Annotated in this window: 26 protein-coding genes; 13 read left to right on the top strand and 13 right to left on the bottom strand. The window is 72.8% G+C overall.

Annotation, left to right across the window (positions count from 1 at the left end; translation table 11 throughout):
• Positions 1–51: 51 nt before the first annotated feature.
• Positions 52–1,629 (bottom strand): LPXTG cell wall anchor domain-containing protein, encoded by a 1,578-nt coding sequence (locus tag A6A27_RS14045; protein ID WP_073835034.1) that lies wholly within the window; start codon positions 1,627–1,629, stop codon positions 52–54.
• Between the two features lie 178 nt (positions 1,630–1,807).
• Here A6A27_RS14045 and A6A27_RS14040 point away from each other — a divergent pair, with 178 nt between their 5' ends.
• Both A6A27_RS14040 and A6A27_RS14035 read left to right on the top strand, forming a co-directional pair.
• Positions 1,808–2,293, top strand: a complete 486-nt coding sequence (locus A6A27_RS14040) for a SigE family RNA polymerase sigma factor (RefSeq protein ID WP_073835033.1) — start codon at positions 1,808–1,810, stop codon at positions 2,291–2,293.
• Positions 2,290–3,348 (top strand): LCP family protein, encoded by a 1,059-nt coding sequence (locus tag A6A27_RS14035; RefSeq protein WP_073835032.1) that lies wholly within the window; start codon positions 2,290–2,292, stop codon positions 3,346–3,348. The genes A6A27_RS14040 and A6A27_RS14035 overlap by 4 nt, the downstream gene beginning before the upstream one ends.
• Before the next feature lie 35 nt (positions 3,349–3,383).
• Here the strand turns inward: A6A27_RS14035 and A6A27_RS14030 are convergent, their stop codons facing one another.
• A complete protein-coding gene (locus tag A6A27_RS14030; RefSeq protein WP_073835099.1) occupies positions 3,384–3,596 on the bottom strand; it encodes a hypothetical protein in 213 nt (70 codons plus the stop codon).
• Between the two features lie 179 nt (positions 3,597–3,775).
• Here A6A27_RS14030 and A6A27_RS14025 point away from each other — a divergent pair, with 179 nt between their 5' ends.
• Both A6A27_RS14025 and fbaA read left to right on the top strand, forming a co-directional pair.
• Positions 3,776–4,159 (top strand): phage holin family protein, encoded by a 384-nt coding sequence (locus tag A6A27_RS14025; protein ID WP_073835031.1) that lies wholly within the window; start codon positions 3,776–3,778, stop codon positions 4,157–4,159.
• A 131-nt stretch (positions 4,160–4,290) separates the two neighbouring features.
• Positions 4,291–5,316: a class II fructose-bisphosphate aldolase gene (fbaA, locus tag A6A27_RS14015; protein WP_073835029.1), complete on the top strand. Its 1,026-nt coding sequence runs from the start codon at positions 4,291–4,293 to the stop codon at positions 5,314–5,316.
• 56 nt (positions 5,317–5,372) lie between these two features.
• On the opposite strand, the gene A6A27_RS14010 is transcribed toward fbaA, so the two are convergent.
• The gene (locus A6A27_RS14010) at positions 5,373–6,587 is read right to left on the bottom strand and encodes an LOG family protein (RefSeq protein ID WP_241825254.1); all 1,215 of its coding nucleotides are present in this window, start codon (positions 6,585–6,587) and stop codon (positions 5,373–5,375) included.
• A 262-nt stretch (positions 6,588–6,849) separates the two neighbouring features.
• Between A6A27_RS14010 and A6A27_RS14005 the strand changes: the two genes are divergently transcribed.
• Positions 6,850–7,278 (top strand): DUF3151 domain-containing protein, encoded by a 429-nt coding sequence (locus tag A6A27_RS14005; RefSeq protein WP_073835028.1) that lies wholly within the window; start codon positions 6,850–6,852, stop codon positions 7,276–7,278.
• 52 nt (positions 7,279–7,330) lie between these two features.
• Here the strand turns inward: A6A27_RS14005 and A6A27_RS14000 are convergent, their stop codons facing one another.
• On the bottom strand, positions 7,331–9,187 hold the full coding sequence (locus A6A27_RS14000) for a chromosome partitioning protein (RefSeq protein WP_073835027.1): 1,857 nt from the start codon (positions 9,185–9,187) through the stop codon (positions 7,331–7,333).
• A 72-nt stretch (positions 9,188–9,259) separates the two neighbouring features.
• Positions 9,260–10,258: a diacylglycerol kinase family protein gene (locus A6A27_RS13995; RefSeq protein WP_073835026.1), complete on the bottom strand. Its 999-nt coding sequence runs from the start codon at positions 10,256–10,258 to the stop codon at positions 9,260–9,262.
• Between the two features lie 122 nt (positions 10,259–10,380).
• On the opposite strand from A6A27_RS13995, the gene A6A27_RS13990 reads away from it, so the two are divergent.
• Together A6A27_RS13990 and purD are read left to right on the top strand one after the other, a co-directional pair.
• Positions 10,381–11,667 (top strand): adenylosuccinate synthase, encoded by a 1,287-nt coding sequence (locus A6A27_RS13990; RefSeq protein ID WP_073835025.1) that lies wholly within the window; start codon positions 10,381–10,383, stop codon positions 11,665–11,667.
• A gap of 119 nt (positions 11,668–11,786) precedes the next feature.
• Positions 11,787–13,034, top strand: coding sequence for a phosphoribosylamine--glycine ligase (gene purD, locus A6A27_RS13985; protein ID WP_073835024.1), 1,248 nt, complete (start codon positions 11,787–11,789; stop codon positions 13,032–13,034).
• Positions 13,035–13,210: 176 nt separating this feature from the next.
• On the opposite strand, the gene A6A27_RS13980 is transcribed toward purD, so the two are convergent.
• The 4 genes from A6A27_RS13980 to A6A27_RS13965 all read right to left on the bottom strand — a co-directional run bounded on the left by A6A27_RS13980 (position 13,211) and on the right by A6A27_RS13965 (position 18,243).
• Positions 13,211–14,737, bottom strand: coding sequence for a N,N-dimethylformamidase beta subunit family domain-containing protein (locus A6A27_RS13980; RefSeq protein WP_073835023.1), 1,527 nt, complete (start codon positions 14,735–14,737; stop codon positions 13,211–13,213).
• 104 nt (positions 14,738–14,841) lie between these two features.
• Entirely contained in the window at positions 14,842–16,404 is a 1,563-nt protein-coding gene (locus tag A6A27_RS13975; protein ID WP_073835022.1) for an AMP-binding protein, read from the bottom strand.
• Between the two features lie 170 nt (positions 16,405–16,574).
• Complete coding sequence (locus tag A6A27_RS13970; protein ID WP_073835021.1) at positions 16,575–17,789, bottom strand: acyl-CoA dehydrogenase family protein; 1,215 nt, start codon at positions 17,787–17,789, stop codon at positions 16,575–16,577.
• A gap of 1 nt (position 17,790) precedes the next feature.
• Complete coding sequence (locus tag A6A27_RS13965) at positions 17,791–18,243, bottom strand: SCP2 sterol-binding domain-containing protein (RefSeq protein ID WP_073835020.1); 453 nt, start codon at positions 18,241–18,243, stop codon at positions 17,791–17,793.
• Positions 18,244–18,310: 67 nt separating this feature from the next.
• Between A6A27_RS13965 and A6A27_RS13960 the strand changes: the two genes are divergently transcribed.
• Entirely contained in the window at positions 18,311–18,958 is a 648-nt protein-coding gene (locus A6A27_RS13960; protein WP_073835019.1) for a TetR/AcrR family transcriptional regulator, read from the top strand.
• A 7-nt stretch (positions 18,959–18,965) separates the two neighbouring features.
• Here A6A27_RS13960 and A6A27_RS13955 read toward each other — a convergent pair whose 3' ends face one another.
• The 3 genes from A6A27_RS13955 to A6A27_RS13945 form a co-directional block, all read right to left on the bottom strand.
• Entirely contained in the window at positions 18,966–19,583 is a 618-nt protein-coding gene (locus A6A27_RS13955; protein ID WP_073835018.1) for a DedA family protein, read from the bottom strand.
• 187 nt (positions 19,584–19,770) lie between these two features.
• A complete protein-coding gene (locus tag A6A27_RS13950) occupies positions 19,771–20,871 on the bottom strand; it encodes a MaoC/PaaZ C-terminal domain-containing protein (RefSeq protein WP_143193991.1) in 1,101 nt (366 codons plus the stop codon).
• Positions 20,871–22,229: a 3-oxoacyl-ACP reductase gene (locus A6A27_RS13945; RefSeq protein WP_073835017.1), complete on the bottom strand. Its 1,359-nt coding sequence runs from the start codon at positions 22,227–22,229 to the stop codon at positions 20,871–20,873. Before A6A27_RS13945 ends, A6A27_RS13950 begins: the two co-directional genes overlap by 1 nt.
• Before the next feature lie 242 nt (positions 22,230–22,471).
• On the opposite strand from A6A27_RS13945, the gene A6A27_RS13940 reads away from it, so the two are divergent.
• The 3 genes from A6A27_RS13940 (at position 22,472) to A6A27_RS13935 (ending at position 24,274) form a co-directional block, all read left to right on the top strand.
• On the top strand, positions 22,472–23,764 hold the full coding sequence (locus A6A27_RS13940; RefSeq protein WP_073835016.1) for an acetyl-CoA C-acetyltransferase: 1,293 nt from the start codon (positions 22,472–22,474) through the stop codon (positions 23,762–23,764).
• A 63-nt stretch (positions 23,765–23,827) separates the two neighbouring features.
• Entirely contained in the window at positions 23,828–24,004 is a 177-nt protein-coding gene (locus A6A27_RS44230; RefSeq protein ID WP_158073982.1) for a hypothetical protein, read from the top strand.
• Between the two features lie 18 nt (positions 24,005–24,022).
• Positions 24,023–24,274 carry a hypothetical protein gene (locus A6A27_RS13935; protein WP_073835015.1) on the top strand — a complete coding sequence of 84 codons (252 nt, stop codon included), beginning with the start codon at positions 24,023–24,025 and terminating at the stop codon, positions 24,272–24,274.
• Between the two features lie 457 nt (positions 24,275–24,731).
• On the opposite strand, the gene A6A27_RS13930 is transcribed toward A6A27_RS13935, so the two are convergent.
• Entirely contained in the window at positions 24,732–25,082 is a 351-nt protein-coding gene (locus A6A27_RS13930; protein WP_073835014.1) for a hypothetical protein, read from the bottom strand.
• 424 nt (positions 25,083–25,506) lie between these two features.
• On the opposite strand from A6A27_RS13930, the gene A6A27_RS13925 reads away from it, so the two are divergent.
• Both A6A27_RS13925 and A6A27_RS13920 read left to right on the top strand, forming a co-directional pair.
• Positions 25,507–26,067, top strand: coding sequence for a UTRA domain-containing protein (locus A6A27_RS13925; protein WP_073835096.1), 561 nt, complete (start codon positions 25,507–25,509; stop codon positions 26,065–26,067).
• Between the two features lies 1 nt (position 26,068).
• Complete coding sequence (locus A6A27_RS13920) at positions 26,069–26,797, top strand: GntR family transcriptional regulator (RefSeq protein WP_073835013.1); 729 nt, start codon at positions 26,069–26,071, stop codon at positions 26,795–26,797.

Genomic DNA, 26,797 nt, shown 5'->3' with positions numbered 1-26,797 from the left:
CCCGCCGGCCTTGGGTCGGCGGGGCACCTTCGTCCTACTGAGGTGTACGGATCAGGCGACGAAGCGGGTCTTGCGGCGGCGGGCCATGACGTAGCCACCCGCGCCGGCCGCGAGGAGCAGGGCGCCGATGCCGGCGATCAGGCCGGTTGAGCTGCCGGTGATCGGCAGGGTGCCGCCGTCACTCTCGCCTCCGCCAGCGCCGCCAGCCGCGTTTACGACGATCTTGGCGAGGTCGTTGGCCGGGTTCAGGTCGTCCTTGAAGCCGCCGTCGCACTTGCACTCGGCATTGATCTGCACGCTGCCGGTGGCGTTCGGCACGACCTTGTCGATCCGGAAGCGGAACGGCGTTTCCATCGTCTCGCCCGCGAAGAGAACCGGACCCGTGAAGCAGCGGTACTTGGCCGCCCCCGGCTTGCCGGCGGCGTCGTCGAACTTGGTGCCGTCGCCCTGGAACGGGACGCAGTCCCACGGCACGTCGATGGCGGTGGTGCCGGTGGGCACGGTGACGTCGACGAAGGTGATGTCGGAGCCGACGCGGTTGCGGTCCAGCGTGGCCGGACCGTTGTTGCGGACGCCGAGAAGCGCCTCGACCACGGCACCCTTCTCGCCGCTCAGCTTGGCCCCGATCGCCTCGAGGTCGGCGCCATGCTTGCCCTGGACGCGCACGGTCAGCTCGGAGAAGTTGTTCGTGGGGTCGACGTCGGTCTGCGCGGCCCGGTTGCGGGCGGCAGTGGCCTTCCCGAGGGTCAGCTTCGACCCGGTGCCCCGCTTCGCGGTCTTGATGCCGGCCTTCTTGGCAGCACCGATCAGGTCCTCGAAGTCACCCGGGGTGATGAACTGCGTGTAGCCGTACGCCGTGCCCGGCGCGTAGGTGTCCGGCCGGATGGCGTACTGGAACGTGGCGGAGCGGGTCGCGCCCGGCGCGATCTCTTCGCTGAACTCACAGGCGATGAGGATGTCGTCGAGGTAGTAGCAGTTGTTCCATCGTTCGGTGGGGGTGATTGCCCAGTCATGGTCGAACAGGGCGACCACACCCTTGGCAGTGGTCTCGCCCACGTTGCTCACCGTGACCGGCGCCGAGAAGTTGCCGTTGTTTTTCGCGATGTCGACGCTGAGTTCGGTGGGCTCGCCGCCCGCCAGGTCGACGCCCTCGCCGACCCGGATCTGGGACGTCCAGGTCGCCCGGTCGGTGTCGCCCGTCTGGACGGTGATCTTCAGGTCGCCCTTGTCGTCGAGGTTGGCAGCGTCGGTCGGCGCGATCTTCACGTTGGTCGGGAAACCACCGAAGTACGGGTCGACGACCACGTCGAAGTGCTCCCGGCAGACGAGCACGCCCGCCTCCGGCGTAGTGCAGTCGTCGCTGTCGTTCTCGCCGGTGAGCGTGACCTTACCGGCCAGCGTCCGGTAGTCGTACCGGATCGAGAGGTCGCGCAGCGTGACGGGCTCTTCGGCGTAGAGGAACGCGGACTTCACCACGCCGGCGGAGCCGACGGCGACGGTGGTGTCCGGGAAGAAGGTGTAGATCTGGGGGCTGGCCGGGGCGGCTGCGGCGGGGGTGGCGGAGGCGGCGACGAACGCGCCTGCGACGCCCAACCCGGCGAGCCAGCGCCGGGTGGAGTTGCTGAGCATGTGGGGTTCCTCCAGCGAATTTTCAGGGGGAGTCCGTGGAGCTTAAAGAATCTTTAAGTCGCGCTGCTGTCCTGACTGACTGGTTGGCTTGCCGAACCGACCAAAAGGTTGATCGCCCGGGTGTGCAATCTTCGGCCGCCCCGGGTCCGTCAATCAGTCGGGACACCGGGAGGTGCAGATGACGTACGAGGAGTTCGCCGACGCGCGGCTGGATGCCCTGCTGCGGTACGCGGTCATGCTGACCGGCGATCCGCACCAGGCGCAGGACCTGGTGCAGGACACCATGGTGCGGGTCCATCTGAACTGGCGGCGGGTGGCCCGTAGCGACGCCCCGGAGCGGTACGTCCGCCGGATGCTCACCAACCAGTACGTCGACTGGCGGCGCGGCTCGTGGGCCCGCCGGGTGCTGCTGCGCGGCGAACCGGACGCGGCGGTGCCGGCGCCGACCGACCATGCGCAGGCCGCGGTGGATCGCGACCAGGTCTGGTCCTGGCTGTCCCGGCTGCCCCGACGGCAGCGCGCCACGCTGGTGCTTCGGTACTACGAGGACCTGCCCGACGCGGAGATCGCCGAGATCCTCGGCTGCGCCGTCGGGACCGTCCGGTCCTGCATCTCCCGCGCGCTGGCCACCCTCCGAGCCGAGTACGTGGAGGTCTGCTCATGATCGAGGACGACCTGCGAGCCGCCTTCGCGCGGCACGAGTCGCTGGCCCCGCCCGCCGGCCCGGTTCGGGCCGCCATCGACCGGACCGTGGTCCGCCGCCGGCGGCGCCGATTCCGCCTCCGGCTCGGCGGCACCGCGCTCGCGGTGGTGGCCACCGCCGTGGCCGGCTTCACGGCGATGGCGCCACGGCCGCCGGAGACCGCGAACCTGCTCACCGAGCCGGCACCGCCGGCGCCCACCGGCGCGCTGAACCTGCTGATGCTCGGGGTGGACGCGGCGGGGCCGGACAACTCCCGGCGGGCCGACTCCATACTGCTGGTGCACATCCCGGTCGACCGGAGCCGGTTCTACCTCGTCTCCCTCCCGCGCGATCTGCTGGTGCCGCTCCCCGGCCGGGGGACGGACAAGCTCAACAAGTCCTTCGCCAGCGGTGCCGCGCCGGCGAAGACCGACCTGGCCGCCGGCTACGACGCCACCCGGCAGGTGGTCTCCCAGGTCACCGGCGTACGGATCGACGCCGGTGCGGTGCTGACCTACCAGGGCGCGCGCGAACTCACCGACGCGGTCGGCGGCGTAAGGGTCTGCCTGCCGAACCGGATCCGGTCGTACCACACCCTGCGGGCCTATCCCGCCGGCTGTCAGCAACTCGACGGCGCTGCGGCGGTGGACGTGCTCCGGCAGCGCCTCAACATGCCCGACGGCAGCCTGGACCGGGACCGGAACGCCGAGCGGTACGCGGCCGGGCTGCTCCGCCGGATCCACGAGCAGGGGGCGCTGACGAACCCCGCGCTGCTCAGCAAGCTGATCACGCAGGCCGGCGCCGGCCTGGCCATCGACACCGGGGACATCTTCCTACCGACGCTGGTCCAGGTCGCGGGGAAGGCAGCCACCGGCGAGCCGGTCGCGGTCGGCCTGCCGGTCCGGAACGTGGACAGACCGCCCTACGGGTTCGGGCTCGACCCCGCGCTGGCCCCGGGATTCCTCGACGCGCTGCGCGCCGACCGGCTCGATGAATGGACGGCGGCCCACCCGGACCAGGTCGTCGAAATGCGCTGAAGGCAGGAGGAGCCGAGCCGGCCCCTCCCGCCTGGTCAGCGGTAGTCGTCCTCGTCGGCAGTGACCACCCGGGCCTGTTCCATGGCGTCCCAGTCGCCGACCTCCAGGCCGCGGTGCGGCTCGATGTCGCCGTCCTCCGGGTTGATCGCCGCCGCCTGCTCGACCGCGTCGGCCGGCTCCGCCTCCAGGTCCCGCTCCTCCGGAGCGAGGTGGTCGCTCGGGGCGAAGTCCTCGTCGGGCTGACCCATCGTCCCTCCCTGGATCTCGGTGCGGACAGTCACCACCACACCGTACGGGCTGGCTCCGGGTCCCGCTCGGTGCCGGCCGAACCGCACGGCGGGCCCGGCGGCGGGTGCGACCTAACCCCCGCCCGGGCGAGTCGGCGGATTGTCCCTCCGGGCCCGGTTTCCGGTGCCAGGATGGTGGCGTGGGCCTCCTGATCCGACTGGTGACCACCGCGTTCGCGCTGTGGATCACCACGCTGATCGTGCCGGGGGTGGAGGTGACCGGGCGCACCGGTACGGAGACGGTGCTCACCCTGGTCGTGGTGGCGGTCATCTTCGGCGTGGTCAACGCGGTGCTCAAGCCGGTCATCAAGGTTTTCGGCTGCGTGTTCTACCTGCTCACGCTCGGTCTGTTCGCGCTCGTGGTCAACGCCCTGCTGTTCCTGCTCACCGGCTGGATCGCCCGGCAGTTGGAGCTGCCGTTCCAGGTGGACGGATTCTGGGCCGGCTTCTGGGGAGCGATCGTGATGGCCGTGGTGAGCTGGCTGATCAGCGTCGTGGTGCCGGACCGGCCGGGCCGCCGGTGAGCGGTTCCCGGGCCGGTTGTGCCGGTCGCCGCCTGCTACGGGATACTGCCCGCGGTGGACAGCGCGGTCCGGCGCACCCAAGGAAGACAGCGGCCTGCACGGCCGACAGCGGTAAGTAAGGAGCGTTCGACATGCCCATCGCTTCCCCCGAGGCTTACGCGGAGATGCTGGATCGCGCCAAGGCCGGCCACTACGCGTACCCGGCCATCAACGTGACGTCGTCGCAGACGCTGAACGCGGCGCTGAAGGGCTTCGCCGACGCGGAGAGCGACGGCATCATCCAGGTCTCCACCGGTGGCGCCGAGTACCTCTCCGGCCCGTCCGTGAAGGACATGGTCAGCGGCGCGGTCGCCTTCGCGAAGTACGCCCACGAGGTGGCGAAGCACTACCCGGTCAACATCGCCCTGCACACCGACCACTGCCCGAAGGACAAGCTGGACAAGTTCGTCCGGCCGCTGATGAAGATCTCCCAGGAGCGGGTGCAGCGCGGTAAGGAGCCGCTGTTCCAGTCGCACATGTGGGACGGCTCGGCCGTGCCGGTGCCGGAGAACCTGCAGATCGCCGAGGAGCTGCTCACCGAGGCCGCCAAGGGCAAGATCGTCCTCGAGATCGAGGTCGGCGTTGTCGGCGGCGAGGAGGATGGCGTCGAGAACGCCATCAACGAGAAGCTCTACACCACTGTCGAGGACGGCCTGGCCATGGTCGAGGCGCTCGGCCTCGGCGAGAAGGGCCGCTACATGGCGGCGCTGACCTTCGGCAACGTGCACGGCGTCTACAAGCCGGGCAACGTCAAGCTCCGCCCCGAGGTGCTCAACCACATCCAGGTGGCGGTCGGCGCCAAGTACGGCAAGGAGAAGCCGCTCAGCCTGGTCTTCCACGGCGGTTCCGGCTCGCTGCTGTCGGAGATCCGCGAGGCGCTGGACTACGGCGTGGTGAAGATGAACATCGACACCGACACCCAGTACTGCTTCACCCGGCCGGTGGCGGACCACATGTTCCGCAACTATGACGGCGTGCTCAAGGTCGACGGCGAGGTCGGCAACAAGAAGATGTACGACCCGCGGGTCTGGGGCAAGGCCGCCGAGGCCGGCATGGCCGCCCGGGTCGTCGAGGCCTGCGAGGCGCTGCGCTCCACCGGCACCACGATGAACAAGTAGTCCACCAGCCCGTCACGGCGGCCGGCTCCCCGCAACGGGAGCCGGCCGTTCGGTTTTCACCCAGCGGTGAGCAGCCGGACCGCCTCCCGCACGTCGTCGGTGAGGTGCACCGTGGACGACAGGTCGCCGAAGGGGGAGGCGGCCAGCAGCGGCCGCAGCAGCGACTCGACCGGCAGCTCGGTGGTCCAGTAGGTCCGATCGAGGAACACGTACGCGCCGCTCGCCCCGTCGGTGCCGTAGTAGGTCTTGGTGGCCGCCTGGAACACCTCCTGCACCGTCCCGGCCCGGCCCGGCGCGAAGACGATCCCGCCCCGGGCCAGCCGCAGGATGGTGTCCTCCCGGATGGCGTTGGAGAAGTACTTGGCGATCCGCCCGGCGAACAGGTTCGCCGGCTCGTGCCCGTACAGCCAGGTGGGGATGGCCAGCCCGCCGGAGCGGGCCCACTCGGTGCCGGCTGCGGCGGGACGGGGCGTGGGCAGCGTCGGCCCGGCGGCGTACCGCTCCCGGACCCGGAGCGCGACCTCGGTGTAGCGGTCGTGGTCGGTGAAGTCGGGGGCGGTGGCGAGCAGGTCGATCGCCGCGGTCAGTTCCTCTGCCGGCCAGGCCGCGAGGAAGGCGCCTAGGTTCGCCGCCTCCATCACGCCGGGCCCGCCGCCGGTCACCACCAGCCGGTCGGCCCGCGCCAGCTCCCAGCCCAGCACCGCCGCCATCCGGTACGCGGCGCTGCCGCGCGGCACGGCGTGCCCACCCATCACACCCACCACGGACTGCGGCCCGTGCACCGCCAGCCAGGTCCGGGTGGCATCGGCCAGGGCGTTGTCCACCCCGTGGTCGTGCAGCCGCTGGCCGAGCGCCTCCCGGACGTCCGGCAGCGCGCCGCCGTGCGCCCGGAAGTGCGTGTACACCCGGGTGTCGTACATCCCGGCGAAGCCGCCGTCCGTGAAGCCGGCGGCCAGTTCGTCGGCGGTGTAGAGGTGGGCCGGCTGGGTGGGGTAGGGCAGCCCGGAGAAGGGCGGGACGACGTTGGCGCCGCGCCGGACCAGGTCCGCGCCGACCTCCCGGCCGGCGAACCGGCAGCCCACGAAGAGGGTGCCGGCGACCTCGACGCCGCGCAGGTCGGGGACCGGGTCGAGGTCGAGGCGGAGGCCCTGCACGGTCAGCCCGGCGAGGGTGCCTTCGGCCAGCCGCCGGTCGAACTCGGCCCGGGTCTCGATCTCGTCGATGCTGGTGTCGTGCGGCTCGATGACGTCCGCGGGAGGTGGGGTCGGCACGAGATCATCCTGCCCCGGCCGGGCAAGCCGGCCAAACGCCGGCCGGACGGACAGGAGCCCGGCGGCCAGGCCACCGGGCTCCTGCATAACCGGGTCCTGGGGAGGCTCCGGATCTTTAGTTGTAGTGGAAAATATCTCCGCGTGGCATGGGCCGGGGGTACGTGCCGGCCCGCCGCAGGCGTGACGAACCCCTCAGCCGTTCAGTGGACCGGCTCGCCGGACCCCCTCGCGTACCCCGGCGCGAAGCGGGTTGAATGGGGCGATGCAGAACCTGTTGCCTGAGCCACCGGCCACCCTCCTGCCCGCGCACGAGGAGGCCGACGCCGCGCTGGCCGCCGCCGCCGAGCAGGACACCGACGAGGCGTACCAGGACGTCGCGGCCCGCTTCCCGGCCCACAGCGCGGCCTGGGCGGCACTGGCCGCCCGGGCGCTCGCCGCGGGCCAGGTCGTCCCGGCGTACGCCTACGCGCGTACCGGCTACCACCGCGGGCTGGACCAGCTGCGCCGCGCCGGCTGGAAGGGGCACGGCCCGGTGCCCTGGTCGCACAAGCCCAACCGGGGCTTCCTGCGCTGCCTCTACGTGCTCTCCCGGTCCGCCGGCGAGATCGGCGAGGCCGACGAGGCGGCCCGCTGCGCCCAGTTCCTCCGCGACTGCGACCCGGCCGCCGCGGACGCCCTCGCCACCCTCTGACCTGCGGTGACGGCCGGTCCGACCACCCGGTCGGGCCGGCCGTCGCGCCTGGTCACAGTCCTTCCGCCACCGCGGCGGCGATCTTCAGCCAGGCGTCCCGGGTGGCCGAGGAGAGCTGCCCGTACCGGATCGGCTCGCCGGTGTCGATGAGCCGCTCGTACGGCGCGAGCAGCACTGCCCGGGTCCGGGCGGCGAAGTGCCCCTGGATGGCCGGCAGGTCGATCTCCTTGCGCGACGGCGGCATCGACACCACCGTCACCGCCTGCCGGACCAGCCGCTGCCGGCCACTCTGCTCCAGGTGGTCGAGCATCCGCGCGGCGGTCTCCGCCGAGTCGTTCCGCGCCGACATGGTGACCACGAGCTGGTCGGTGGCGTCCATCGCGGCCTGCCAGTTCTGCGCCCGGACGTTGTTCCCGGTGTCCACGAAGATCAGCTTGTAGAAGCGGCTGACCACCTCGCGGATCTCGGCGAACGCCGCCGCTGTGAGCATCTCGCCGCCGGTCGCCGACTCGTCCGAGGCGAGCACGTCGAACATCCCCTCGCCCTGCGAGCGGACGTACTGCGACAGGTCGCCGACCCGGCCGTGCGCGCCCTGGAACTGGGCCAGGTCGCGCAGCATGTCCCGCACCGTACGCGAGTGGAAGTCCTGCTGGGCCCGCATCCCGAGGGTCCCCTGGGTCTCGTTGTTGTCCCAGGCCAGCACGTATCCGCCGCGCTTCTGGCCGAAGGTCATGGCGAGCAGCAGGATGGCCACCGTCTTGCCGGCGCCGCCCTTCGGGTTGACCACGGTCACCTGGCGGAGCCCGCCGAAGTTGCGGCGGACCATCTCGATGTCGCGCCGTACCTCCTGCTCGTGCTGACCCGGTGGGAGGCGGACCAGGCCGAGCCGGTTCACCACCGCCCGGACGCCCATGGTGGCCACCGGATCGACCGGCCGGGCCTGCCGGCGCCGGGCGAAGTCCTCCGCGGTCGGGGGCGCCCCGCCCTCCGGCGTCCAGGCCGGCTCCGGGTACGCGGTGGGTGCCGGCTGCTGCGGCGGGCCGGGCTGCTGCGGCGGGGTGCCCTGCTGGGGCCAGGCGGACGGGTACCAGCCCGGTGTAGGGGTGGGCGGCACGGGCCCGCCCGCCGCGGGTGGTGGCGGGTACGCCGACCCGTCCGGCTGCCCGTACCCGCCCGGCCCCGGCGGATAGCCCGTGCCGTTCCCGTACGCGGACTGCGGGAGCGGCACGCCCGGGGAGGGCGGGAACGGCCCGAGCCGGGGCGGCGGCGGAGCGTCCGGCTGCCCCTCGGCGGGCGGCACGGCGTCCGGACCTGGCGCGTCGGTGGCCGGCTCGGCCGGCCCGGTGGTCGACCGCTGCGGCGGCTGGGCCCAGGGCGAATCCGTCCGGCTGCCGGTGCCGGCCGGGGGGTCGTCGGCCTGCCCGGAGCCGTTCGAGGACCGGTCCGGGGTGCCGGATCCGCCGCCCGCCCCCGCGCCGGTCGATGCCGACCCGGCCGCCGGGGTGCCGGCCGACCGGCCATCGGCGCTCGGGGACCTGCTCGGGGCGACCGCCGGTTGGTCGAGGGTGAACGGGAGGTCCAGGTCGACCGGAGGTTGCGCCGGGCGGGGCGCGGGCACCCCGTTGCCGGCGCCGCCCGCCCGCGTCAGGTCGTCCGTCGCCGCGCCGGTGGCCGCGGCGTCCCGGGCCGGTCCCGTGGGCGCGCCGCCCACCGGCACGCCGGGCGCCGGTGCGGCGTCGTTCGGGGGCGGCGCGGGCCAGGCGGGCGCGCCTGGTTGGCTGGGAGCCGCCCAGGACGGAACGGCGGTGGTCGGGTCGGTCTGCTCCGGCGGCCAGAGCGGTTCGATGTCCCGCTCCGGCACCTGCGGATGGCCCGGTACGTGGGCCCGGTCGGCGTTCTCGTGCACCACGGTTCCTCCCCCTTCCTCCCGCCGAGGATAGGCCGTCCGGTCAGCCGGGGGGCCGCACGAGATCGACGGAGGTCAGGACGTCCAGACCGCCCAGGCGCCCGGCTCGGTCCACCAGGACCGCTTTCGGTTCAGCTCGCCCTCGACGCCGTCGTCGAGGAAGGGCACCTTTTCGTCGCGGGGCACGACCGCCACCGCCCGGCCTCGCGCCCGGCGCACCTCGAGGCGTACCCGCCTGCGGCCCAACCTGGAGCGGGTGACCACCGGAACGGCCACCGCCACCTCGACCCGGCCGTCGGTCGGGTCCGGGTCGGCCAGCAGCGTCACGTCGTCGAGGCGCGCGTACCCGGCGGCGTTGCCGATCGCGCAGGCCATGATCGCTTCCTCGCCGTCGGAGAGGACCGCGTCGTCGACCTCGACCCGGCCGCGCCAGTGCAGCGGCCGGCCCGCGTCGTCGGCCGCGCCGAGCAGCGCGCCGTCCAGGGTCACCGAGCCGCCGTCGTTGCGCAGCAGGTCGAGCCGGCGGGCGGTGCCGTCCAGCACCGCGGCGGCCACCGCCGCCGGTTCGCGCGGCAACCCGAGCTGAGCGGCCAGGTCACGGGCCGTCCCGGTCCGGGCCGGATCGAGCGGGAGTACGCCGACCGGCGGCAGATCCGGGACCGTCCGGTTGCCGGGCAGGTCGGCCGGACGGCGGCTCGGCGGCGGAGCGTACCGCCGGACCAACCGGCGCAGCACGGCGCGCAACTGCCCGTCACTGGCCGTGGCGACCACCAGGCGGGTCTTGCCGTCCGGATCGGGCCAGGTGAGGCCGTCCGCCCGCGGCGGTCCGTCGAGCCGGGCCAGCACCTGGTCGATGTCGGCGTCCGAGCGGGCGGTGACCGTCTCCACCCGGGCACCCCGGGCGGTCAGCGCGTCCGCGCAGGCCAGCACTGGTACGCGCGGGGTCTCGCAGCGCTCCTCGGGCGTCGCGCCGCCGGCTTCGTAGGCGCCACCGCAGCAGGCCCCGCCGCTGCCGCAGCCGCCGCCGGGCGCGTCCCGCTCCGAGCCGAGGCTGAGCAGCACCACGTCGTACACGAAGGAGCCTCCTGCTTCTCGACGAACCCCTGCTGGTCCCGCCGTTACCTCTTGTTAGCCTGACACCCCGGGCTCGCTGACCGGTCGCCGCCTGGCACCCGAGCCTTCTGGAGGCGGAGAAGATGCCAGCGATCGTGCTCCTCGGCGCCCAGTGGGGCGACGAGGGTAAGGGCAAGGTTACCGACCTGCTGGGTGGGCGGGTTGACTACGTGGTGCGCTACTCCGGCGGCAACAACGCCGGGCACACGGTGATCACCCCGGACGGCCAGAAGTACGCGCTGCACCTCATGCCGTCCGGCGCGCTCTCGCCGAGCGCGATGATCGTGATCGGCAACGGCGTGGTGGTCGACCCGAAGGTGCTGCTGGAGGAGATCGACGGTCTCGCCGAGCGGGGCGTGGACGTCTCCCGGCTGCGCATCTCCGGCGACGCGCACCTGATCATGCCGCACCACCGGGCGCTGGACCGGGTGGTCGAGCGTTACCTCGGCTCGTCCCGGATCGGCACGACCGGCCGCGGCATCGGCCCCGCGTACGGGGACAAGGTCGCCCGGATGGGCATCCGGCTCCAGGACCTGCTCGACCCCGGCATCCTGCGCAAGAAGCTGGAGCTGGCGCTCCGCGAGAAGAACCAGGTGCTGTTCAAGGTCTACAACCGCAAGGCGATCGACGTCGACGCGACGATCGAGGAGTACCTCGGGTACGCCGAGCGGCTCAAGCCGTACATCGCCGAGACCCGGGCGATGCTCTGGGACGCGCTGGACCGGGGCGAGACGGTCCTGCTGGAGGGTGCCCAGGCCACCATGCTCGACATGGACCACGGCACGTACCCCTTCGTGACCTCGTCGAACCCGACGGCCGGTGGGGCGTGCGTGGGTGCGGGCATCCCGCCCACCGCGATCACCAAGGTCATCGCGGTCAGCAAGGCGTACACCACCCGAGTGGGCGCGGGACCGTTCCCGACCGAGCTCTTCGACGACAACGGCCGGCACCTTGTCAAGATCGGCCACGAGTACGGCACCACCACCGGCCGGGAGCGCCGGGCCGGCTGGTTCGACGCGGTCGTGGCCCGGTACGCGTGCCGCCTCAACGGGGTCACCGATCTGGTCGTCACCAAGCTGGACGTGCTCACCGGCCTGCCCAAGGTGCCGATCTGCGTCGGGTACCAGATCAACGGCGAGCGGGTCGACGACATGCCGATGACGCAGACCGACTTCCACCACGCGACGCCGATCTATGAAGAGCTCGACGGCTGGTGGGAGGACATCACCAAGGCCCGCACCGAGGACGAACTCCCCGAGAACGCGCGCCGCTACATCGCGCGCATCGAGGAACTAACCGGCACCCGGGTCAGCGTCGTCGGGGTGGGCCCCGGCCGCGACGAAAACGTCCTCCGCCACCCCCTCCTCTAAAACCCCCACCCCAGGATCGCTTTGTTGATCATGAGGTTAGCGGCACGATCAGAGATCCATCTCGCCGCTAACCTCATGATCAACGGGGTGGGGAGGTGGGGTCAGTAGGATGCGGGGTTGTGCGGGTTTTGCTTGTAGGTGGTGGGGGGCGGGAGCACGCGCTCGCGCTCGGGTTGGCCGGTGATCCGTCCGTCACGGCGTTGATCGCGGCGCCGGGGAATCCTGGGATCGCGGCCATGGCTGAGCTGCGGGAGGTTGCTCCGACCGATCCGGCGGCGGTGGCGGGGCTCGCCGTCGAGGTGGGTGCTGACCTGGTGGTGATCGGGCCGGAGGCGCCGCTGGTGGCCGGGGTCGCCGACGCGGTACGCGCCAAGGGCATCGCCGTGTTCGGCCCGTCTGCGGAGGCGGCCCGGCTGGAGGGTTCCAAGACGTTCGCCAAGGACGTGATGACCGCCGCCGAGGTGCCGACCGCGCGGGCGTACACCTGCACGGAGCAGGAGAGCACCGGCAGAGCACTGGACGAGTTCGGGCCGCCGTACGTGGTGAAGAACGACGGACTGGCCGCCGGCAAGGGCGTCGTGGTGACCAGCGACCGGGCGGTCGCCGCGAAGCACGCGCAGGACTGCGGCCGGGTGGTGGTCGAGGAGTACCTGGCCGGCCCCGAGGTGTCCCTCTTCGTGGTCACCGACGGGGAGGCGGCCCTGCCGCTGCTGCCCGCGCAGGACTTCAAGCGGGTCGGCGACGGCGACACCGGCCCGAACACCGGCGGCATGGGCGCGTACACGCCGCTGCCCTGGGCGCCGCCCGGCTTGGTGGATGAGGTGATGCGCGACGTCGTGCACCCGACGCTGGCCGAGATGCGCCGCCGGGGCACCCCGTTCGCGGGCCTGCTCTACGTGGGCCTGGCGATCACCGCCGCCGGCCCCCGCGTGATCGAGTTCAACGCCCGCTTCGGCGACCCGGAGACCCAGGTCGTCCTCGCCCTGCTGGAGACGCCGCTCGCCGGGCTGCTGCACGCCGCCGCCACCGGCACGCTGGCCGCGCACCCGCCGCTGCGCTGGCGGGACGGCGCGGCGGTCACCGTCGTGGTGGCCGCCGAGGGATACCCGGCGGCGCCGCGTACCGGCGGCGTGATCACCGGCGCGGACCGCCCCGGGGTCATCCACGCCGGCACCCGCCGGGACGCCGACGGCACGCTGCGCTCCGCCGGGGGCCGGGTCGTCTGCGGTACGGCCACCGGCCCGGACCTGGCCGCCGCGCGGGATGCCGCCTACGCCCTGGTAAGGGCCATCGAGCTGGCCGGCTCGCACCACCGCACCGACATCGCCGCCGCGGCGGTGGCCGGCCAGGTGACCGTCCCGGCCTGACCGGGGGTCCCGCGGAGCAGCCGAGGCGCCAGCAGGTGGTGCGCGGGCGACCGCTTGCCCTCGGGCGACCGGACGGGCGGCGACGTCGACTGCCGGCTCGATGAGATCCGCCCTGCACGGTGATCAATCGCGGGACGAACGGGCCGACCCGGCGAGCCGGGCGGTCGATCTCGCTGCTACCCCGCGGCGGGCTCGGACGCCCTGGCAGCGGCTGAGGCCCGGGCGCGGCCGACGATCCGGTCGAGCAGGTTGGCGGTGGCCCGTTCGATCCGCTCGTCGCGGTGCCCGGGGCGGTTCAACGCCATGGTCCAGCAGAGCGTGCCGGTGGCGAAGACGAGACCGCCCTGCGGCGTCTCGTACAGGTGCGTGTTCTGCACCCGCCTCCCGCCCTCCCGGGTCCGGTACGGCGACCGGCTCAGCTCGGTGGCGGTGGCGGCGGCCGGGCGGGGCGTCCTGGGGTTGAGGCCGTCGGCCTCGCCGCCGACCACCCCGGGGATCCGGTCGCCGTCGGACACGCCCGTGCCGGCCCAGAACCAGTGGCTCGCCGAGTTGACCACCAGCGGTTGCGGCGCGCCGACGATGCCGTTGTATTGCACGCCGATCAGCGCCTGTTCGGGCTGGCGGATGCTGCGCCACCGGAGAGTGGGGCCGGCGCCGTCCTGACCCGGGTCGGGCATGGTCTTGGCGCAGGCGACCACGCGCTCGGCGCGCCCGTCGGCGGCTGGCCGGACCCGGATGTGCCAGTAGACGCTGTTGGCGCCGAGGAAGGCCAGGCTCCGGCCGGCGGCGACCGCCCGTTCCGCGGCCCGCCGCATCTCCACCGACCAGTACTCGTCGTGCCCGGCGAACACGATGCCCTGGTATCGGGTCGGGTCGAGCCGACCGGAGTGCAGGTCGAAGTTGGTCGCGTAGCTGACGTCGTACCGGTTTCGCTCCAGCCACTGGATGACGTCGTGGTCCCGGCTGAGGTGGATCGGGATGCCCTCGTTGGAGTACGGCCGGTCGAACGAGACCTCCCGGGCCCGGACCAGGGGATCCCGCCGGCCGGCCGTGTAGCCGTTGTAGAGGCTTTTGCCGATCAACCGGTCCGTCGGCCACTGGTTGTACGCCTGCCAGGTGGTCACGGGCAGCACCACGCAGAGCGGGGCGGCGCGCCGGTCGTCGCGGACCACAAACGGCGTGCAGGCGCGCCAGCCCGCGGCCGAGGTGAACACCGCCTGGTAGAGGCCGGAGGTCCAGTGGTCGGGGATCCGCAGGGTCCAGGACACCGGCCAGCGGCACGCGATGGTGCCGTTTGCCGGGTCGGTCGCCGGGATGGGTTGCGGCACCCCGGCCAGCTCGGGACTGGTCAGCATGGTGCGGGCGCCGGCGCCGTCGTACCAGCCGAGCCGGTGGACGGTGATCCGGAACGGGCCGGCCGGGTTGACGGCGACGTGGAAGTCGACGGTCTGGCCGGGGGCGGCGCTGGTCGCCGAGGCGTACCCCTGGATCTGGCGCTGTCGGTCGTCGGCGGCGCGGGGGCCGTCCTGCGGCCACCAGGGTTCCCCGGCCGCGTGGTTCTCCACCTCGACCGGTGGGGGCTGGCGGCGGACGAGGGTGCCGGCGCGGCGCCGGCCGAGGACGGGTTCGGTGGCGCCGAGTGCGGTGGCGGAGGCGCCGCCGAGGAGGAGGCCGAGTGCCCAGCGTCGGCGGAGTCGGACCATGGAGGCAGCTCCCGGACGAGTGAACGGACCTGCCGGGGACCGCCGGCGGATGGAACGTACCATCCCGCCCTCCCAGGGCAGTAGGTCCCTTTTGGCCCCTTGACTCAGCCGTAGTAGCGGCGTAGCTCGCGGGTGAGTACCTTGCCGGTGGCGTTGCGCGGCAGGTATTTCACGAAGATCACGTCTCGGGGCACCGAGTAGCGGGCCAGGTAGTGCCGCACGTACTCGCGGACCGGCTCCGGGTCGAGGGTCTCGCCGGGGTGCAGGGCCAGGAACGCGGCGAGCCGCTGGCCGTACTCGGCGTCCGGTACGCCGATCACCGCGACCTCGCGGACCTGCGGCAGCCGGGCGATCAGGTCCTCGACCTCGGCGGGGAAGACGTTCTCGCCCCCGGAGACGATCATGTCGTCGGCCCGTCCGTCGACGAAGAGCAGGCCGCCGTCGAGCCGGCCCAGGTCGCCGGTGTCCAGCAGGCCGTCGCGGCGCTCTCGGCTGGCCCCCGAGGTGTAGCCCTCGAAGAGCATCTCGTTGCCCACGAAGATCCGCCCGACCTGCCCCTCCCCGACCGGTTCGCCGGCGTCGTCGAGGATCGCCAGCCGGGTGCCGTGCGGCGGGCGGCCGGCACTGTTGGGCGCCGCACGCAGGTCGGCCGGGCCGGCGATGGACGCCCAGGAGACCTCGGTCGAGCCGTAGAGGTTGTGCAGGACATCGCCGTAGCGGTTCATGAACGCGGTGGCCAGCCCGCCGGGGAGGGCGGAGCCGCTGACCGCGACCACCTTCAGCGGCGGCCGGGGGTCCGGCGCCGGGACCTCCATCAGCCGCTGCAGCATCACCGGTACGGCGAACAGCGCGTCGCAGGACTGCGCCACCAGGGCGGCCAGCGTGGCAGCCGGGTCGAAGCGGCGGTGCAGCACGATGGTGGCGCGCATGGCGAACGCCACCTGGAGGGCGGCGTACCCCCAGGTGTGGAAGAGCGGCGCGGCGATCATCACGGTGTCCCGGGCGTGCAGCGGGATCCGGTCGATGATGGAGACCAGCGGGCCGAAGCCGTTCGGTGTGGGCCGGCGGGCGCCCTTGGGTGCGCCGGTGGTGCCGGAGGTGAGGACGATGGTCCGCCCATCCTGCTCCGGCGGCTGGAGCTGCTCCCCGGGCAGGGCCCCGGCGATCAGTTCGTCCCGGGCGCGCTCGTCGACCCGGTGCACGTCGGCGGGGAGGCCGAGGATGCGTTCGGCGAACTCGGCGTCGTGCACCAGCAACCGCAGCGCCTGCTCCTCCGCCACGGTGGCGAGCTGCGCCGCGGACAGCCCGGTGTTGACCAGTACGGCGTCCGCGCCGAGCAGCATCGCCGCGACGACCGCCTCGACCAGCCCGTGGTGGTTGCGGCAGAGCACGCCGACCCGGTCGCCGGCCCGTACGCCGTATCGGGTCCGCATCGACCGGGCCAGCCGTTCCGTCCGGTCCAGCAGCTCCTGGTACGTCAGCGTGGCGCCGTGCTCGTCGACGATCGCGGTGCGCCCGGGGTCGCGGGCGGCGGCTTGGCGCAGCTCTCCGGCGAGGCTCCAGCCCCATTTCCGCAGCGCGTCGAGTTGGGCGGCGACCCGGATCGGCCGGCCCGGGTTGAGCAGCCCGCGTCGGGTCAGCGTGGCGACGACGAACGGCAGGTCCACGGGGCAACGCTCCTCTCGATCAGGTACCCGTGGCGGCGCGGCGCCCAGCGGGGTGATCACCGCCGGAGCGCCTGGGCGGCCGGTGCTGGAGACCGGCGGCCCGACCCGCGACGGCGTGCCGCTCGGCACAGCGGTCGGTCGTCGCGGGCCGGATCGGGGTCCGCCGGCGGTCAGCGGAGCTGCATCCCGGAGATGGCCCGGGAGATGACCAGGCGCTGGATCTCGGAGGTTCCTTCGAAGATGGTGTAGATCTTGGCGTCCCGGTACCACCGCTCCACCGGGTGGTCACGCAGGAAGCCGGCCCCGCCGAGGAGCTGGACCGCCTTCTCGGTGACCGAGACGGCTACCTCGCCGGCCTTGAGCTTGGACATCGAGCCCTCGCCCGCGGTGAACGGCCGGTTGTTGCGGCCCATCCAGGAGGCCCGCCAGACCAGCAGCCGCGCCGCGTCGATCTCCATCTTCATGTCGGCGAGCGCGAACGCGACCGCCTGGTTCTCGATGATCGGGCGGCCGAACTGGACCCGGTTCTTGGCGTAGTCGAGGGCGTACTCGTACGCGGCGCGGGCCACACCGAGCGCCTGCGCGCCGACGGTCGGGCGGGACAGTTCGAAGGTGCGCATTGCCGCCTGACCGGAGGCGCGTTGCCCGGAGCGGGCCCGGGCCAACCGCTCGTCGAGCGCCTCCTTGCCGCCGAGCAGGCAGCGCCCCGGCACCCGGACGTCGTCGAGGAAGACGTCGGCGGTGTGGGACGCGCGCAGCCCGAGCTTGCGCAGCTTGCGGGTGGCGTTGAGCCCCGGCGTGCCCGGCGGTACGACGAAGGCGGCCTGCCCGCGCGAGCCCAGCTCGGGGTCGACCGAGGCGGTGACCACGTGCACCCCGGCGATCCCGCCGTTGGTGGCGTACGCCTTCTGCCCGCTCAGCACCCACTCGTCGGTGGCCTCGTGGTAGACGGCGCGGGTACGCATCGACCCGACGTCGGAGCCGGCTTCCGGCTCGGTGGTGCAGAACGCGGCGACCGCGGGCTGGTCGACGTCACCGAAGCACTGCGGCACCCATTCGACGAGCTGGTCGGGTGTGCCCGCGCCGTAGATGGCGGCGACGGCCAGCGAGGTGCCGAAGATGCCCAGCCCGATGCCGGCGTCGCCCCAGAACAGCTCCTCGCTGGCGATCGGCAGCGAGAGCCCGGTGGGGTCGGCCCAGCAGGTGGCGAGGAACTCGAAGCCGTACAGGCCGACCTTCGCCGCCTCCTGGATGATCGGCCAGGGCGTCTCCTCGCGGGCGTCCCACTCGGCCGCGGCCGGGCGCACGACCTCGGCCGCGAAGCCGTGCACCCAGGCGCGGAGGTCCCGCTGTTCCTCGTTCAGGTCGAGCGAGAACTCCACCACGTCAGGCCTTCGGGATGTCGAACAGGTTGGCGATGTTGGCGGCGAGGCCCAGGTCGCCCTTGGCCTTCAGCTTGCCGGTCATGAACATCATGACCGGGTTGCCGCCACCGGAGACGATCTTCAGGAACTCGACCGGGCCCATGGTGAGGCTGAGCTTCGGGTCCCGCTGCGGGGTGTCGGAGACGGCGCAGGTGCCGTTCTCGATGACGATCTCGTAGGTGTCGGTGCCGCCGTCGGGGCGCCCGGTGACGTTCCAGTGGATGACCGCGTTGGTGGAGCCGGCACGGTCGGCCCGGAACAGGCTCGGCATCCGGTCGAAGACCGCGCTCAGGATCTTGCCGCGCAGGTCGCCGGACATGACATCGGCGATCTTGTCGTCAGGGGTGGACTTGACCAGCTGCGCGAACTCCTTCGGGCCGACGTTCGCGAAATTGGCCGGGTCGAAGTCAGTCATGAGGGTTTGCACCTTCCGGAGCGGGCCGACTTTGGTTACTCAGCCGTAACCCTACGCACGAGTAGGTATGCTCGCAAGAGTGTCCAGCCCGACCTTCAAGCGCCTGCCCCGGGCCGTACGCGAGCAGCAGATGCTCGACGCGGCGGTCAAGGTGTTCTCACGCAGGGGTTTCCACGCGGCCAGCATGGACGAGATCGCCGAAGACGCCGGCATCTCCAAGCCGATGGTCTACGCGTATCTCGGCACGAAGGAAGAACTCTTCGTCGCCTGCCTGCACCGGGAGGGCACCCGGCTGATGGAGGCCATCGCCGGGGCCGCCGCCCCCGACCTGCCCGCCGACGAACGGCTCTGGCGCGGGCTGCGCGCCTTCTTCGGCTTCGTCGGCGCGCACCGCGACGGCTGGGCGGTGCTCTACCGGCAGGCCCGCGGCGAGCGGCCGTTCGCCGCCGAGGTGGCCACCATGCGCGGCCGGCTGGTCGAGGTGGTCGCCAGCATGCTCGACCACGCGCTGCGCGCGAAGGGGCGCGAGGTGCGCGGCACCGACCTGGAGGTGGTCGCGTACGCCCTGGTCGGGGCGAGCGAGTCGCTGGCCGACTGGCTCGCCGACCACCCGGAGGCGGACCCGGAGAAGACCGCCACCCGGATGATGAACGTCGCCTGGCTCGGCGCCGACCGCCTGCTGCGCGGCGTCACCTGGCACCCGCCGGCCGACTGAGCACGGCTCAACCGCGGGTGGCGGCGCGGGACCGGGACCGGCGGCGGATCCAGCGGACGGCTTCGAACACTCCGGTGGCCACGAGCGACAGACCCACCCCGAGCAGCAGGCCCTGGATCGGGTTCTGCTTGAAGGTCAGCCCGCCGAAGAAGCCGAGCAGCCCGCAGTAGACCGCCCAGGCGGCGCAGGCGAGCAGGTCGTACATCAGGAAACAGCGGAGCGGGTAGCCGACCGCGCCCATGGTCAGGGTGACCGCCGTCCGGCCGCCCGGGACGTAGCGGGCGGTGGTCAGGATGAGCCCGCCGCGCCGGTCGACCGCCCGGCGGGCCCACTCGGAACTCGCCCGCCGCCGGCTGTCGGCGGGCAGCCGGGCCAGCCGGTGCGCGCCGCCGCCGCGCCCGATGGCGTACGAGAGGTGGTCGCCGGCGAGCGCGCCGAGCGCGGCGGCCACGATCAGCGCGGCCAGGGCGGGTTCCCCGTCCGCCGCGAAGACCGCGGCGGTGATCACCACCGTCTCGCCGGGCAGCAGCGGGAAGAACGCGTCGATCGCGGTGACCACGAAGATCACCAGGTACGCCCACGGCGAGGTCGCCGTCTGGTGCAGCAGGTCGAGCACGTCCCCCATGCCCTCATGCTGGTGCCGCCGGACGGGCCGGCGGGCCGAGTCGCCGGATCACGCCCCCGCGCCCGCTGCCCCGCGCCTGCCGTCCCGCACCCGCCGGTGAGAAGGCCCGACCTCGACCTCAGGCGTTGACAAGGGCCCCTTCCGCACCGGTCACCTTGTCCGCCGCGGTCGGGCCGTCCGGTTGGGGTCAGCGGACGGTGCCCACCAGCTGCGGCCCGCCGGACCGCGCGTCGTGCAGGGCGAAATCCCAGGTCCCGCCGGTCGCGGTGGCGCTGAAGGCCACCGTGGACGGCAGTGGCACCGGCAGCTTGAACGCCACGTCCACCGAGTACGCCTCCGGCAGCCGGCTCTCCAGCGCGGCCAGGCAGTGGGCCTTGCTCCACATGCCGTGCGCGATCGGGCGGGGGAAACCGAACAGGCGTGCCCCGAGCCGCGAGGTGTGGATCGGGTTGTGGTCGCCGGAGACCCGGGCGTAGTCGGTACCCACCCGGGGGGTCACCCGCCAGTGCGCCGCGGCGTCCGGCAGGTTCGGGCGATCACCCCGGTCGCGTCGCGGGCCGCCGCCCGCCGTCCGCTCCTTCCCGAGGTACGTCGAGACGCCCCGCCAGACCTCCGTGCCGTCGACCGAGCCGACCAGCACCACGTCGAGCTGCCGGCCCCGCTCGTGCGGGCGCAGGTTCTCGGCGTACGTGTGGAAGTCCAGGGTCTCGCCGGCCCCGATCGGCCGGTGCACGGTGATCCGGTTCGCCACGTGCACCACCCCGGTCAGCGGGATCGGGAACTCCGCCGCGGTCATCAGCCGCAGCGCCAGCGGGAAGCCCAGCACGTGCACGTACGTCGCCGGCAGCCGGTCGGTGAGCCGGAAGCCGCAGACCCGGTCGTAGTCAGCCAGGTGCGCCCGGTCCACGGTCACGCCGCCCACGCCGAGTTCCACCTCGGGCAGCTCCTGGCCGCGCCGGCCGCCCATCCCGGGCAGGGCGCCGAGCAGGGCCCGCCGGTAGAGGACGCCGGCCACCGGCATCCGGGGCAGGTCGATGCGGACGCGCCCCGCGGTGCCGGCGGTCGCCGGCGCGACGGCCGCCCCGGCGACGGTCGACAGGTCCCGGGTGGCCTCGGTGGCCGCGCCGGAGAGGTCCTGCGTCTCGTCGGCGGACGGGCGCGGCTTGCCGGCCGTCCGCGCCGCGGCGGTCCGGGCCGCGGTGAGGTCCTGGGTCGGGCCCTCGATCAGCTCGTGTACCGACAGCTCCTCGACCGGCTCCTCCGGCCGCCGCTGCTTGCGCCGCGCCATCACGCCCCCAGCAGGCTCTGGCCGCAGACGCGGACCACGTTGCCGCTGACCGCGCCGGTCGCCGGCCACGAGAGCCAGCCGATCGTCTCGGCCACGTCCACCGGCAGTCCGCCCTGGGCCATGCTGTTCATCCGGCGGCCCGCTTCCCGGATCATCAGCGGGATCCGGGCGGTCAGCCGGGTCTCGATGAATCCGGGCGCGACCGCGTTGAGGCTGATCCCGCGTTCGCGCAGCACCGGGGTGAGCGAGTCGACCAGGCCGATCACGCCGGCCTTGCTGGTCGCGTAGTTGGTCTGCCCCCGGTTGCCGGCGATGCCGGCGATCGAGGAGACCGAGACGATCCGGCCGCCGGCCGGGATCAGGTCGCGCTCCAGCAGCAGGTCGTTGATCCGTTCCTGGCTGGACAGGTTCACGTCGATCACCGAGTCCCAGCGGTCGGCGTCCATCCGGCCGAGCGTCCGGTCCTGGGTGATGCCGGCGTTGTGCACCACCACGTCGACCCGGCCGTGCCGGCTCGCCAGGTGTTCGGCCAGCCGGGTCGGCGCGTCCGCCGCGGTCAGGTCGAGCTGCACCGCGCTGCCGCCGACCTCGTTGGCGACCGTGGCCAGCTCGTCCCCGGCGGCGGGGATGTCCAGCGCCACCACCCGGGCGCCGTCCCGGGCGAGCACCCGTGCCAGGGCCGCACCGATGCCCCGGGCCGCCCCGGTGACCAGGACCACCTGGCCGTCCAGCGGCCGGTCCCAGTCGGCCGGCGGGGTGGCCGTGCCGGCGCCGACCCGGATCACCTGCCCGGAGACGTAGGCGGACCGGCCCGACAGCAGGAAGCGCAGCGTGGACTCCAGGCTGACCGGGGTGCCGGCGTCGCCGTGCTTCGTGACGTACGCGAGCTGGGCGGTGATGCCCCGGCCGAACTCCTTGCCGATGCTGCGGGTCAGCCCCTCCAGGGCGCGCTGGGCGGTCGCCTCGCGGGGCGAGTCGCACTCGGCCGGCGGTGTGCCCAGCACGATCACCCGGCCGCAGGAAAGCAGGGCTCGGGCGTGCGGGTGGAAGAAGTCGTAGAGCTGGCGCAGCTCGGTCGAGTCGGTGAGACCGGTCGCGTCGTACACCAGGGCGGCGAAGCGCGAGGTGGCGTCGGTGGCGGCGGCCGGGTCGGGCAGCTCGACCCCGGCGGTGGCCAGGATCTTGCCGACCGGCTCGGCGAGCCGGCCACCGGTCGACGAGCCGAGCAGGACCGGCCCGGGAACGAGCGGGTCGCCCGGCGTGTGCCGGCGCAGTCGGGGCGGGTCGGGCAGCCCGAGGCGCTTGACCAGCGCGCGGCCGGCCCCCGTGTGGACGAAGCTCGCGTAGCGGTCGCTCATGCCGGCCCTCCGCTTCGCCGAGTGCCGGCATGAGGCACCACCGCACCGCACTGATGATTCGCTCGCTGGCGCTCGCTCATGCCCGTAGCCTACTGGCGAGTAGGTTGGACGCAACCCCTGCCATGCCGGCGCCGGTCGTCCGCCCTGGACCGGGCCGACGGCCCAGGACTCGCGCCACGGCCGCCGCACGGCGTAGCCTACTGGCGAGTAGGGTACGGGCAACCGAATCGAGGAGGCCGATCATGCAGAGTGTCCGGCGGGTCGCGGTGATCGGCGGCAACCGCATCCCGTTCGCCCGGTCCAACTCGCGCTACGCGCACGCGTCCAACGCCGATCTGCTCGGCGCGGCGCTCGACGGCCTGGTCGCCCGCTTCGGCCTGGCCGGGCAGCGGGTCGGCGAGGTGGTCGCCGGCGCGGTGCTCAAGCACTCCCGGGACTTCAACCTCACCCGCGAGGTGGTGCTCGGCTCCCGGCTCGACCCGCACACCCCGGCGTACGACATCCAGCAGGCCTGCGGCACCGGACTCGAAGCCGCCATCCTGGTCGCCAACAAGATCGCCCTGGGGCAGCTCGAGGTCGGCATCGCCGGTGGTGTCGACACCACCTCGGACGCGCCGCTGGCCCTCAACGAGGACCTGCGCCGTACGCTGCTCGCGCTCAACTCCGCCCGGACCGTCGGCGAGCGGCTGAAGGTCGCCGCGAAGTTCCGCCCGCACCAGCCGTTCAAGCCGGAGATCCCGCGCAACGCGGAGCCGCGTACCGGGCTCTCCATGGGGGAGCACGCGGCGCGGACGGCGCTGCGCTGGAACATCGACCGGCAGGCCCAGGACGAGCTGGCGTTCCGCTCGCACCAGCGGCTCGCCGCCGCGTACGACAAGGGGTTCTTCGACGATCTGATGACCCCTTATCTCGGGCTCACCCGGGACCAGAACCTCCGCCCGGACACCAGTCTGGAGAAGCTCGGCTCGCTGAAGCCGGTCTTCGGCACGAAGGGCCCGGACGCCGAGCGGGCCACCATGACCGCCGGCAACTCCTCGCCGCTCACCGACGGCGCGTCGACGGTGCTGCTGGCCTCCGAGGAGTGGGCGCGGGAGCACCACCTTCCGGTGCTGGCCTGGTTCTCCTGGTGCGAGACCGCCGCGGTCGACTTCGTGCACGGCGACGAGGGGCTGCTGATGGCCCCTGTGTACGCGGTGCCCCGGATGCTGGCCCGGGCCGGCCTCACCCTGCAGGATTTCGACTTCTACGAGATCCACGAGGCGTTCGCCGCGCAGGTGCTGGCCACCCTGGCCGCTTGGGAGTCGCCCGAGTTCGGCAAGGAGCGGCTGGGCTTGGACGCGCCGCTCGGGTCGATCGACCGGGACAGGCTCAACGTCAACGGCTCCTCGCTGGCCGCTGGGCACCCGTTCGCGGCCACCGGCGGCCGGATCGTGGCCACCCTGGCCAAGCTCCTCGATCAGAAGGGGAGCGGTCGGGGCTTGATCTCCATCTGCGCCGCTGGCGGGCAGGGCGTGACGGCGATCCTAGAGCGCTGACGGTCGCGGGGCCCCGGTGCCGGCCCGGCCCGGGGACGACGTGGACTCCGGCTCGATCGCACCGTGGTTCGCCCAGCCCGGCCCGGTACCCAGTTCCAACTCAACCAGGCGTACTTCCCGCAGGCCACCACCGCGGTGACCGTGCAGTGGCTGCTCGACCACAAGTTCATCGTCGAGGAGTACCTGGACGGCATGTGCACGGATCCGGGTGGCTGGGCAGTGTCCTCGGACGCCTGCTGAACGGACAGGAGGTCGGGAGTGGACCGGCACCAGGTACGCGGCGCCCTGCTGGCGGCGGGGCTGTCACCGGACGCCTTCGAGTTGGAGGATGTGCACGAGCACGTGCCGGTCCCTCCCGACTTCTGGTTCCTCCGCCGCTCGCCCGGCGGCGGCTGGGAGATCGGCCTCTACGAGCGCGGCACGTACGACGTCCGCGAGCGCTTCGACACCGAGGAGGAAGCGGGCGACGGGCTCTGGACCGCACTTACCGGCCGACCCGCCCCGTCCTGATCCTGTCCCAGCCAGCCAAGGAAACGCGAATAGAGAGAGTCGGCTGGCGCGTGGCGCAGATCGGCCGCCGCGTCCACTAGGTGCAGGCTCAGGTAGATGCCGAGGGCCGCGCGATTCTCCGCATACTCCCTGAGCAAACGCCGCCGGCGGTCCGGGCACGGCCAGTCCTGGCCGCAGGCGGCGCAACCCCAGCCGGGCCGGATGGGCACGTGCGCCGCCGGAGCGGAAGCCGAACGGATCCGTACGGCGTCGAGTCGGGCGAGTACCCGCCCCTGGCGCGGGCCTGCGGGACGACCCAACTCGACGCCCCGCAGGTTGATCCAGATCCCGTCGCTGTGCCGCTCGCGGCGCCCCACCTCGATCACCCGCAGCGTCAGGGTGCCCAGGCCGTAGCAGTAGTACTGCTCGGCCACCTCCACGACGTCACCCACCCCGATCCGCCGAGCCCCGCGAGCCGTCACGGGGTCACCCAGGCGTCCGGCCCGGCAGCGGGCACCCCGAGCCGGAGCATCCAGGCGAAGGTCAACAGCGGTGCCCGCCGGGGCATCGTCCGCCGTTGCGGCCCGAGCCAGCCCCGCCAACCGCTACGCCGACGCCTCGGCTCGTCCGGCGGTAGCACCGGCCGGCCTAGGTCGACCAGCCGGTTCGCTGCCGCGTTCGCCGGCCGGCACGGCCCGGGCACCAGGCAGACCAGGCAGAGGTTGCTCTCCGCATCGGGTACGTGGCTGCTCAGGATCTCGCGTGCCGCCTCGGCTTCAGCCTCGTCGCGGCGCCACAACCGGCTGGTCGTCGACTGGTAGACACCCATCTCCACTCCTGTCCGACGGAGGGGCGGGCGCACGGCGGACCGCAGGCGGGTCGCTGTCGTACGACGGGCCGCACGCCCGCCCGTTACGGTCCGGCGCCACGCCGTCGGGTCGGCGCGACGCCGGGTTGGCCGGGAGCGGTCACGGCCGGACGCGCCACACCACCGCCCGGGTACGCGGAAGTGCGTACGGGTGGTAGACAGGAGGGGAGTCGTTCCCCGGGACGCGATCCGGTGTGGTTGCCCCCTTCGACTCGTGCCGGACCGGGAGTGGGAGAGGCCGCCAAACCAGCCCCACCCCGGTCCGTTTCTTTCTAGGGCAACCTTACTGCCCTTTGAATAAGGTGCCAAGGGTGTCGAGCATCGCGACACGCCGCTGGGAGGGATCTACCCTTGCGGGACGGGCGACATGGACAGGAGGCGGGCCGTGGGTGACCGAAGGTGGCTCAGCGTGTCGATGCCTTACGTCCTTCCCGCATCCGCTGGGCAGGGCGATGTCTGGGCCGCTGACGCAGCGCAACAAGGCGGCGTGGGCACGCAACGCCTACTTGAAGTCGCGGAGATCGTGCCGGTGGCCGAGGTCGCCGAAGCGTTGCAGGTCGAGCCGGGCGCGCCGGTCGTGGTCCGCCGGCGCCTGATGTTGCTGGACGATCGCCCCGTGGAGCTGACCGACTCCTATTACCCGACCTCCATCGCCCGGGGCACCGCACTCGCCGAGCCGCGCAAGATACGTGGTGGGGCCGTTGGGCTGCTCGCCACGCTGGGCTACGAACCCGGGCTGGTGCGGGAGGACGCCTACACGCGGATGCCTGACGAGTCCGAGCGGCGCGTGCTCGGCTTGAGCGGGCAGGAGTGGGTGCTCGGCCTCACGCGGCTGCTCAGCACCCGTCAGGGAGTGCCGATCGAGGCCAGCGTGATGACCATGGTGCCGCACGGCCGGCGCCTGCGATACGAGATGACAATCAACGATCCTGACGGGGGAAGCTGAGGTGGCCGACGGGCGTCCTCGACACGAGCAGATCGCGGCGGACCTCCGCGCTCGCATCATGTCCGGGGAGTTTCCGCCTGGCTCGCAGTTGCCCTCGATCCCGAGCCTGGTGACCCGCTATGCCGCCGCGACGGCGACGATCCAGCGAGCCCTCGGTGCGCTCAAGGCGGAAGGCTCGATCTACAGCGAGGTCGGCAAGGGCGTCTTCGTCCGTCGACGGCCGACACTGGTGGTGGCGGCCTCGGCCTACCTCGCTCCCGCACCCAGCGGATATTCGTACCGCCTGCTGGACGTCTCGGAGGTCGTTCCACCACCTGAGGCCGCCCGCAGTCTGCGCTTGGGCGAAGGCGAGAAGGCTGTGCTACGACATCGCCTGTTGCTGCACGGTGGTGAGCCCGTCGAGCTGTCCTGGTCCTACTATCCGAGTTCCCTAGTGGCCGGTACCGAGCTCGCCGAGCACAAGAAGATCAACGGTGGGGCTGGCCGCGTCCTGGCGGAACTTGGCCTGCGGCAGGGGCAGATGATCGATCGGGTGTCGGCGCGGATGCCGACGCCCGATGAGGTCGAGATGCTGGACCTGCCGCCGTACGTCCCGGTGATCCGTCAGCACCGCGTGATCTGTGCCGACGGTGGACGACCCGTCGAGGTGTCGGTGCTCGTCAAAGGCAGCCATCTGCATGAGCTGCGCTACGAACAGCAGCTCTTGCAGGGGTCAACGCCCGCCACATGA

The sequence above is a fragment of the Micromonospora sp. CB01531 genome, assembly GCF_001905095.1.
Lineage (GTDB): Bacteria > Actinomycetota > Actinomycetes > Mycobacteriales > Micromonosporaceae > Micromonospora.
Note: the sequence above shows the minus strand (reverse complement) of the source record. Positions and strands in the feature narration are given on the sequence as shown.

Coding starts and splice junctions, on each gene's coding strand:
- A6A27_RS14045 (WP_073835034.1), bottom strand. CDS start 1,629: ATGCTCAGCAACTCCACCCGGCGCTGGCTCGCCGGGTTGGGCGTCGCA.
- A6A27_RS14040 (WP_073835033.1), top strand. CDS start 1,808: ATGACGTACGAGGAGTTCGCCGACGCGCGGCTGGATGCCCTGCTGCGG.
- A6A27_RS14035 (WP_073835032.1), top strand. CDS start 2,290: ATGATCGAGGACGACCTGCGAGCCGCCTTCGCGCGGCACGAGTCGCTG.
- A6A27_RS14030 (WP_073835099.1), bottom strand. CDS start 3,596: ATGGGTCAGCCCGACGAGGACTTCGCCCCGAGCGACCACCTCGCTCCG.
- fbaA (WP_073835029.1), top strand. CDS start 4,291: ATGCCCATCGCTTCCCCCGAGGCTTACGCGGAGATGCTGGATCGCGCC.
- A6A27_RS14005 (WP_073835028.1), top strand. CDS start 6,850: ATGCAGAACCTGTTGCCTGAGCCACCGGCCACCCTCCTGCCCGCGCAC.
- A6A27_RS13990 (WP_073835025.1), top strand. CDS start 10,381: ATGCCAGCGATCGTGCTCCTCGGCGCCCAGTGGGGCGACGAGGGTAAG.
- A6A27_RS13980 (WP_073835023.1), bottom strand. CDS start 14,737: ATGGTCCGACTCCGCCGACGCTGGGCACTCGGCCTCCTCCTCGGCGGC.
- A6A27_RS13965 (WP_073835020.1), bottom strand. CDS start 18,243: ATGACTGACTTCGACCCGGCCAATTTCGCGAACGTCGGCCCGAAGGAG.
- A6A27_RS13960 (WP_073835019.1), top strand. CDS start 18,311: ATGCTCGCAAGAGTGTCCAGCCCGACCTTCAAGCGCCTGCCCCGGGCC.
- A6A27_RS13955 (WP_073835018.1), bottom strand. CDS start 19,583: ATGGGGGACGTGCTCGACCTGCTGCACCAGACGGCGACCTCGCCGTGG.
- A6A27_RS13950 (WP_143193991.1), bottom strand. CDS start 20,871: ATGGCGCGGCGCAAGCAGCGGCGGCCGGAGGAGCCGGTCGAGGAGCTG.
- A6A27_RS13945 (WP_073835017.1), bottom strand. CDS start 22,229: ATGAGCGACCGCTACGCGAGCTTCGTCCACACGGGGGCCGGCCGCGCG.
- A6A27_RS13940 (WP_073835016.1), top strand. CDS start 22,472: ATGCAGAGTGTCCGGCGGGTCGCGGTGATCGGCGGCAACCGCATCCCG.
- A6A27_RS13930 (WP_073835014.1), bottom strand. CDS start 25,082: ATGGGTGTCTACCAGTCGACGACCAGCCGGTTGTGGCGCCGCGACGAG.